The 7,962-nt window shown below is 44.1% G+C and carries 6 protein-coding genes, 1 tRNA gene and 4 pseudogenes; 4 read left to right on the top strand and 7 right to left on the bottom strand.

Annotation, left to right across the window (positions count from 1 at the left end):
* Positions 1–13 precede the first annotated feature (13 nt).
* The 3 genes and pseudogenes from WN50_RS32245 to WN50_RS14050 form a co-directional block, all read right to left on the bottom strand.
* Positions 14–202, bottom strand: a complete 189-nt coding sequence (locus WN50_RS32245) for a reverse transcriptase N-terminal domain-containing protein (RefSeq protein WP_082172439.1) — start codon at positions 200–202, stop codon at positions 14–16.
* 549 nt (positions 203–751) lie between these two features.
* A pseudogene (locus WN50_RS36220) lies at positions 752–955 on the bottom strand (RNA-guided endonuclease InsQ/TnpB family protein); the annotation flags it as partial.
* A 1-nt stretch (position 956) separates the two neighbouring features.
* A pseudogene (locus WN50_RS14050) lies at positions 957–1,609 on the bottom strand (RNA-guided endonuclease InsQ/TnpB family protein); the annotation flags it as partial.
* 6 nt (positions 1,610–1,615) lie between these two features.
* On the opposite strand from WN50_RS14050, the pseudogene WN50_RS32250 reads away from it, so the two are divergent.
* Positions 1,616–1,811, top strand: a pseudogene (locus tag WN50_RS32250) (transposase); the annotation flags it as partial.
* A gap of 482 nt (positions 1,812–2,293) precedes the next feature.
* A tRNA-Arg gene (locus WN50_RS14055) sits at positions 2,294–2,367 on the top strand.
* Between the two features lie 201 nt (positions 2,368–2,568).
* Here the strand turns inward: WN50_RS14055 and WN50_RS37570 are convergent.
* From WN50_RS37570 to WN50_RS14075, 4 genes and pseudogenes are all read right to left on the bottom strand, one after another.
* Positions 2,569–5,003, bottom strand: a pseudogene (locus tag WN50_RS37570) (DNA primase family protein); the annotation flags it as partial.
* 6 nt (positions 5,004–5,009) lie between these two features.
* Positions 5,010–5,816 (bottom strand): DUF3854 domain-containing protein, encoded by an 807-nt coding sequence (locus WN50_RS14065; protein ID WP_046281043.1) that lies wholly within the window; start codon positions 5,814–5,816, stop codon positions 5,010–5,012.
* A gap of 314 nt (positions 5,817–6,130) precedes the next feature.
* Positions 6,131–6,364: a hypothetical protein gene (locus WN50_RS14070; protein ID WP_152964808.1), complete on the bottom strand. Its 234-nt coding sequence runs from the start codon at positions 6,362–6,364 to the stop codon at positions 6,131–6,133.
* Between the two features lie 432 nt (positions 6,365–6,796).
* Positions 6,797–7,090, bottom strand: a complete 294-nt coding sequence (locus WN50_RS14075; protein ID WP_046281041.1) for a hypothetical protein — start codon at positions 7,088–7,090, stop codon at positions 6,797–6,799.
* 168 nt (positions 7,091–7,258) lie between these two features.
* Between WN50_RS14075 and WN50_RS14080 the strand changes: the two genes are divergently transcribed.
* Positions 7,259–7,519 (top strand): hypothetical protein, encoded by a 261-nt coding sequence (locus tag WN50_RS14080; RefSeq protein WP_046281040.1) that lies wholly within the window; start codon positions 7,259–7,261, stop codon positions 7,517–7,519.
* Positions 7,520–7,568: 49 nt separating this feature from the next.
* A complete protein-coding gene (locus WN50_RS14085; RefSeq protein ID WP_049559513.1) occupies positions 7,569–7,838 on the top strand; it encodes a hypothetical protein in 270 nt (89 codons plus the stop codon).
* The last annotated feature ends 124 nt before the right edge of the window (positions 7,839–7,962 follow it).

The following is a 7,962-nucleotide window of genomic DNA, read 5'->3' on the forward strand; positions in this document are numbered from 1 at the left end:
GGTTGTCAATGAATCAGTAATCCAAAGCCGTGAGGCTTGGAGAATCCCCTTTCTTTAGAAATGGGGAGTATGTCAAATTGCCACGTTGAGAGGCTTGATAGATGCGCTTTTGTAACTTAAAGACTTTACGCTCTAGCTTATGCCAGGGTATCGACTTCCATTCAATCATCGGGGAGGATCCCCGTGCTTTTGACGTTTTCATTACGACTTGAACCTCTATCCTACATTTCACCGTGAGTCCGTCTGCCTATCCTTGGAGTTACCTAAGGCGTTCGCTTCTGACTCAATCTTTCCTACTCGCAGCATCCAGTTAGCACCTACTCAGGGAATCGACCACCCTGATAGACATTGTTTGAACCTTTAGAGCGACACTGTACACCGGGTTTATTGGAAGTGCTTGATGGTCATCACTTCACTGCCATCTCCTTATCCTTTGCCTTTTGGCTCCAGTGTAAAAGCCTTATTCCACTGGTTATTGATGACGATGTTTTAAACGTGCCTTCACTTTCGTTACTCATGGGTTCTTGCTCGTAGGAAACCAACTTTTAGGCTGTTAGCTTTACCTCCTTTCATCCCCGCTTTACGGATTGATGGCTAGTCGCTACCGTAGGGGAAGTGCTGTCACCACTGCACTTGTGGGGAAGGACTTGAGTTTTCTAGGATACTTCCTCTCACCTTCATGTCTATCAAGTTGTCAAGGTTCTATATTTGACCTTGCGGCTAATCCCCCAAATCCTGTGTAGATTGGTTTCTAGCCAACGAATCGCACAAAGTTTTCTAGTCCCAAATCAATACCGATGGAGTTATCCCAAGTCCGATCAACATCTGAAGTAATTTCGGGAACTGAAACATCTTCGAGTGTCAGCGTAATGTACCAGCCATCGGACTTTTGACTGATAATTGCTGTCTTCACCGCAAATCCATCAGGTAGTGGACGATGCCAAATGACTTTCACNCCAACGAATCGCACAAAGTTTTCTAGTCCCAAATCAATACCGATGGAGTTATCCCAAGTCCGATCAACATCTGAAGTAATTTCGGGAACTGAAACATCTTCGAGTGTCAGCGTAATGTACCAGCCATCGGACTTTTGACTGATAATTGCTGTCTTCACCGCAAATCCATCAGGTAGTGGACGATGCCAAATGACTTTCACCGCTCCAATTTTGGGAAGCTCGATTCTGTTTCCATTAATCCAATCAATCGAAGCTTGGGGATACGTCAATGAGCGATAGCGGTTCTTGCTCTTGAATCGTGGCTTACCGCTTCGATTTCCGTTGCTGTCTCCTTTGAGATAGCGGTCAAATGCCAGCTTGACTCGCTTTACCATGTCCTGAAGCACTTGTGAGTGAATGTCCTTGTACCACGGTCTGTCTTGCTTCAGTGACACCAGAGAGCGTTTCTGACTATAGTAATCAGGCTGGTCTTTCAGTTCAGGCAAATAACAGACCAGAGGGCAAGCATTCACCGGAGAGCGATTTTCTTCCCACCATTGAAACCGCTCTGCCAACATCCAGTTATATTGCAATCGCAACATATCGAGCCATCGACTCATCGTGGCGCGTTGCTTAGAAGTTGGCAGTAGGCGGAATTGGTAGGCAATTCGCATCAGTAAATGGACTTATCTAAATTTGTGAACAATATCAAATCGGTTTCCAGTCGTCGCATCCAAAGCGAGTTTGCAGAACACTTTAACAGCGTCTATTGGAAAGATGTGCTTTGGAATGAGTCGTATTTCCGAAGCGTCATGCGGTGGTGTCACTGTTTCGGTTCTGCCTCAGTACATCGAAAATCAGAACGCACCCGACTAGCGAAGCGGAGATTGTTCGTCTCCGCTTCGCTCCGACTCACGCGCCTCTCATCCCGACGCTCACCAAGAGCGGGTAGAGCGCGGGGCTTCCCGTCTAAGCGCTAAACTTATCATCTTCGCCTGTTTGGGGCAGGCAAGTCCAGGCTCAGTTTCAATCCGCTTGAATCTAATGGCTCAACATAACGGACAATGGCGATTAAGTTGCTTGAATTTGACTGAAGACTTTATAACGGACTCAGGTAAGCTATAATATACCTCAAGATTTGAATTTTGGGTGTGTAACTCAGGNGCGCGGGGCTTCCCGTCTAAGCGCTAAACTTATCATCTTCGCCTGTTTGGGGCAGGCAAGTCCAGGCTCAGTTTCAATCCGCTTGAATCTAATGGCTCAACATAACGGACAATGGCGATTAAGTTGCTTGAATTTGACTGAAGACTTTATAACGGACTCAGGTAAGCTATAATATACCTCAAGATTTGAATTTTGGGTGTGTAACTCAGGTGGATAGAGTAGCTGCCTTCTAAGCAGCCTGCCGCAGGTTCGAGTCCTGCCACACCCGTTGAAAAATCGTTATTTTATAGGGGTTTTGGAAAGACAACCTAGCCGTTGATGTTTATAGAATGTTTATTGATTTTGACCAGTAACAACCTATAAACATTAGTCCCTGTAGAATTTCTGACCGCTTGACATACTCCCCATTTCTAAAGAAAGGGGATTCTCCAAGCCTCACGGCTTTGGATTACTGATTCATTGACAACCNAAGGTAGGGGCGTGTGCGGCAATTTTTGGTAAAAATTTCTCCGCATCTCCAACTTGTTCCTGTAGCTTGTCAGCTAACTCGGTTACCTGATCATCGGTTAACTCACTAACTCTTGACTTGCCAAACTTCTCTAGATAGGGAGCTAAGACTTCCGTCTGCGTTTGTTTTTTCTCCCCTAGCTCTGAAATCTGTTTGACTAACCGCTTAACCCTTTGTACAGGTGTTTCAGTTTGAGGCTCAATGGGTAGTTCAGGCTGTGTATGCTCTGGTGTTTTAGGTTTGGGTTGAATATCTCCACAGAGCGCCTCAAAAACCTCAATATTCTCGGGCTTAACGTTCAATTCCCCATTTGGGTGTTTGACTTTCCAAGGCACATCATCAAGGTAAGACCGTCCGAGAAGAATCGCTTCGCCTGTGTAACTGGGATGCTCAAGCCAAACAATTGACTTGACATCCCTATTTAGCTCCTCTTTAACAGTTTTCTTGAGCCATTTCTTCTTCTGGGCAGGGGTGTATTTTGCGATCGCGGGTTTGAGGGTTATGTCTTTTGCGGGTTTAGATTCTGGTTTAGGTTCAGGCTGTTTGACTAGTGCCAGTTCTATAAAGTAAGGGTCTTGCCATGTCTCAACACCATTGTCCAGTCGTATGTTTAGGGTTTTCTTGTGGCGAGAGTTGTCAATCTCTACGACTTCCCCGGTTTTGTCACAGTCCAATAAGATAATGCGATCGCCAACCTTGAACGGGTTCTCTGCTTGGACAGTTTTTTCTGGTTTGGTTGAGTCGTGAGGTTTATCATTCTGACTTCCTTTATGTCTCTGTTTATTTTTTTCAGATGAATTGGAAAAACCCGTCAGACCCGTCAGGATTTTTTGAGAGTCCGATTGGGTAAGGGTTTCAGAATTCTCCAATCCGTCAGCCAATCCGTCAGCCTGACGGGTTGAATCCGTCAGGATATTTTTGAGTGACTCTTCATAGGTTGGAATCATGTCATCGTCTGTCCCTCTCAACCTCAATCCCAAGAACCCTCGCGCCTGTTCTGTCTTCGTTTTCTCAACTTTCCATTCCAAAGTTGACTGACACAATTCCTCCAGTGCTGAGGAAAACTTCTTATATGACAGGGAGTTATTACCCGATCGCTTGCAGTAATCGCAGTAGCTACCATATAGCGTCTCTACAATGCCATTATTTTTGACGGCTTCATCTTTATCACTGCCCGTAGGAGTAAATGCGGTAGTGTCGTAAATCACACAGTCATTGACCCATGCTGTCATCGCATCTTCGCTGAGACGAGATTCCCAGAATTGGGCTTTAAGCTCGGGAATATCTGAGACTCCCCGCAACGTTTGGGTTACAAATTCATCCGAGAAGCTCAGGAGGTAATTTGTGAATGCCGCTAGTTCGGGTTGAAATTCCTTGTTTAAGTCGCGCCTGTTCTTGTCTGCAACTTTGGTATTCATGGGAACAGAGATGACCCGACGTTTCCATCCATTTCCTCTAACACCTTGGGCAATTGGATGCTCACTGATCATCAATACCATCCCATCAAAACGGTATTGAAAGGCGGGTTTATTTTTCTGTTCTGCTCTGAGGTAATCCCCTCCTACCGTTTTCATCAAGTTACTAATGTCTTTCGGCAAAACCATCTCATCTGCAAAGATAAGTAATCGTTTACGATAGGCGTTGACCGTTTCAAATCGGTTAGAACAGAAAAGTTCTACACTGCTATTACAGGTGTTTTCAATTCCAATTAAATCTATCGCTAGCCTGGCTATCGTTCCTTTTCCACTGCCACCCAGACCCATTAGGTGCATAAACTTTTGAATGTCTGAACGTCCCTTTAAAACCGCGTTCAGAAAGCAGAGTAAAACATTTTTAATATTCTGATTACCTCCCGAGGCTGAGTCTAGATAAGCGTTAATCTTGCTCCACTCTTTGGCTTCTGGGTCATATTTGCGGGGAAGTGTCCAAGTTAAATAGTTTTGAGGCGAGTGTTCTAAGAGCTTGCTTGTACCAATTTCTAACACTCCATTGACATGGGGTAAAATCTCACTTGGGCTGCGTTCTTGCCATTCCCTTTTTATTATTTGAGGATGAATTATTAGGGCTTTTATGACGTTAATCAGGTAACTGTGAGTTTTGAAGTTTATCCCCTTGCCGTCTAGAATCTGAGAGACGATTGACTCAATGTAGGTGTCAGTTTCAGGTGTCCAAACTCCCTTGTCTTTAGCCTCGTATCTCATCCAGACACCCGTCTCATTATTAAAGGCTAATTTATTGGCATATTCTTCGGCAATTTCTTTGGCAATATCATTGGCTGATGGAGTTTTAAGTGTTTCTCCATTGTTAAATTGTTTTTCCCACTGTTCAGATGTTTTGGCTTGATTAATTCTCTCTAGAAACGCATCTTTACCCTCTCCTTTTATCAAGTCGTCCATCCCCTTTTACTTGGAATCCCAGGTAACGATTTTGATTGTCGTACCCAGTTTTTTAGCCTCTTGACAAAACCGTTTAATTGCTTCACGACATGAAGGTTTATCTACATAATCTGAATCAAAAGATAGGAATTGAAATCCTCCCCGTTTAAGCCAAATTTCGACCTCGTGATTCAACTCGCCACCCGAGATGAAATTCCATACCCCAAATACAGCAATTGTAGGTATATCAATTGTTAATCCGGATCCTGCTTTTTTACCACCCTCAGTCCAGTTAATAATTTGAGATTTATCCTCGTAGACTCGCTTCCAGTAGTCTTTGTCAACCGCTCCATTCTGGTCGGGCATCTTCAGGAACAGAGCATCAGCCCCCACTCCAGAAGCGCTGAGATACTTTAAGCCTTCTTTATCGGTAGTTGGGTCAATATGCTTTATTTCTGGCTTGAATTGGCCGAAGCGATTACCCATTGGCTGACCGTTTCTCCAGTTCACTCCCCCACACCACCAACCGCCTGTTTTGACTTTTTTGATGGGGTTCTTGCGTCCCAGGCGCTCGTTGGCTTCTTCTGCCGTCAAACCTTCTATGTTGAGAAGGGCGATACCCAGGTTGACACCAGATTCGTTTACCCAGTCGTCAAGGTATTTGTTGAGGTTGACTTCTGCGACCTGTGTTAAAGTGTTTTCAGTAACTTGCATCTGTTTTAACCAGTCTTTTGGTGGTGCGGATGTAAGGATATGTGGCTCGATACGATAGTGTTTCCATACTTTTCCTTGGACGCGAACATCTACCGTTTCGAGTTTGATCAACAAATTCATAACTTGAATGCCTCCTAGTTGGTTTTGTAGTATCTACCAATTCTAGGGGGTATTCGCTTTGGTAGCTGTTTATTTCTAGCCCCAAGGCTTCGTGGAAATACGTCAACATTGAGACAAAAACAAAATGGGATTTTTTTGGGAGATTATTGAAGGGTTGACCCCTTGACCTGAGTCCGGGAATGATCGCCTGTTGATCTTTCATTTGTCTTCCAAACCAAATTCCGTCAATATTGACGGAATTATCTTTGAGATATCTTTGGGAGATCATTGGAGGTTAATCGCCTGTCTTGAAAAGCTTCTGGAGTCGTCTGGAGTTAAGTATCCTCTCTACCCGTTAACCTGACCTCAAATCGGTGTTTAACCGAGTTAACGTCAACCTTCAGTTCAGCCTCAAGGTAAAGCCGTTGATATTGGCTTTCTCCCCTATTGCTGTAGCTGTCGGATACTTCTAGCAGGTTAATGACGTTAGCACGGGCTAACAGGTCAAGGAAGGCTTTCCAGTTCTCAATCTCTTGTTCAGTTGCAGTCAGTCGGATTTTGGCGGTCATAGCTATAGGGTTAGTTTGGTTCGGTTCAATCTGGCTGAACCCTTGGTTCGGTTCAGGGTTCTGATTTCGGTTCAATCACTGAACCTTTCCCTACCACAAGGGTTCTAGCGGGTTCAGATTAATGTACTAACCCATATAGGTTAGATAATCGTAAAAGCAAGCTAGAAGATTGTTAATCTCCTCGTCTGAGTAGCCAGATTCACGGCTATATTGCCAAAAACTGTAAGCGATTTGACAGTAGCAAAAACCACAAATTAGATGGTCTAAGATGATGTTCTTACAGAAGCCATTGTTTTTAAATTTTCTCATGCTTTTAGTTAACTAAGTTAACGAGTCGTTGAATTTTGGTAACTCCGTAAACTACTGTTTAAAGGGAGTTTACGAGTTTGACCAGATAAATTTACCAGTTTCCCCATAGCGGGAAACAGCGATTTACTGGGTAACGGAAATTGGTAAACTTTCGGTAAGTTCTCTTTCGTCTACGTGAAAGATATCAAGCTGATTTATTTCAGGAGACGTGTCCGCCAATTCAATACTCTTTAACGTCGTTACCTGATACCGCAATGAGAGTTTATTATCGCCTTCTAACAGAATCTCATAACCGGAAACAATCACGGGAATTCTGTATTGATAACACAAGTAAATTGCTGTCTGACCAAGTTTCCATTTGAAAGACTGTGAAACTTCAGTCAATAGTTTTGACTGAGCAAAATATGGTAATGTCATAGTACCTCATTACTATTGGGGTCTATAGCCCACTGGTGAAAAAGCTTGGCCGGCCTTTACCAGTGGGTTTCAACTTGATTTATGGTGTTTAATGTACACCATAAGTACACCCACCGTCAACACTTTTGGTAAAATGTAGGGGTATCGTACAATTAGAAATACACCACCATGAACAGTCAGACAGTGCCAAGCAAGCTACCAAGAGTCAACGTTTACATAGAGGAGGGGCTAAAACGAAAGGGCGAAAAGTTAGCCAAGAAACGGCTCAGGTCGTTAAGCAATTTACTTGTGTGGCTGTTACAACAGGAGATTGAATCTGCCGAAAAAACTGGAGAGATTGATTCAATTGACGGGCCAAACAATGATGCAAGTGATAATCAGTCAGACGGTGATACAAGCAACGGCAAGTCAGACGACTCAGAGGAGTAAATGAGAGGGTGTCCAGTTTGGATGCCCTTTCAGTTAGGAGAGAAGAATTATGACCAGTTCAGACAATATAGACCAGCGTTTAAGTGCGATTGAGACTGAAATGACCCAACTCAGAGAGGGACAGCAAACCCTAAGCTCTCAACTGGAGAACTTAACCCGCATCTCTATGAGCTTGGTTGAGGTTTCTAGAAGCCAACAACAACAGATTAGTGTTTTGTCCCAACAGGCCGATCGCGATCGTTCAGCATGGCAGGCAGAAATCCGGCAGATTTGGGAGTACCTGTTGAGGCAACGTCCCAACGGAGGTTCATCTAGTTAGACCACATCACACCTGTTAACCTAAGAACAGTTCTTTCCAATTGCTTTCCCCAATAAGGAATGGTGTGATGTTGGCCCCTAGCCGTCATGGTTAGGGGTTTTACTTTGGGGTGTCTACAGGACTG

Source organism: Limnoraphis robusta CS-951 (assembly GCF_000972705.2).

What these genes read in the sequence shown, in the direction of transcription:
- WN50_RS32245 (WP_082172439.1), bottom strand. Translation starts at nt 202, where the DNA reads ATGAAAACGTCAAAAGCACGGGGATCCTCCCCGATGATTGAATGGAAG.
- WN50_RS14065 (WP_046281043.1), bottom strand. Translation starts at nt 5,816, where the DNA reads ATGAATTTGTTGATCAAACTCGAAACGGTAGATGTTCGCGTCCAAGGA.
- WN50_RS14070 (WP_152964808.1), bottom strand. Translation starts at nt 6,364, where the DNA reads ATGACCGCCAAAATCCGACTGACTGCAACTGAACAAGAGATTGAGAAC.
- WN50_RS14075 (WP_046281041.1), bottom strand. Translation starts at nt 7,090, where the DNA reads ATGACATTACCATATTTTGCTCAGTCAAAACTATTGACTGAAGTTTCA.
- WN50_RS14080 (WP_046281040.1), top strand. Translation starts at nt 7,259, where the DNA reads ATGAACAGTCAGACAGTGCCAAGCAAGCTACCAAGAGTCAACGTTTAC.
- WN50_RS14085 (WP_049559513.1), top strand. Translation starts at nt 7,569, where the DNA reads ATGACCAGTTCAGACAATATAGACCAGCGTTTAAGTGCGATTGAGACT.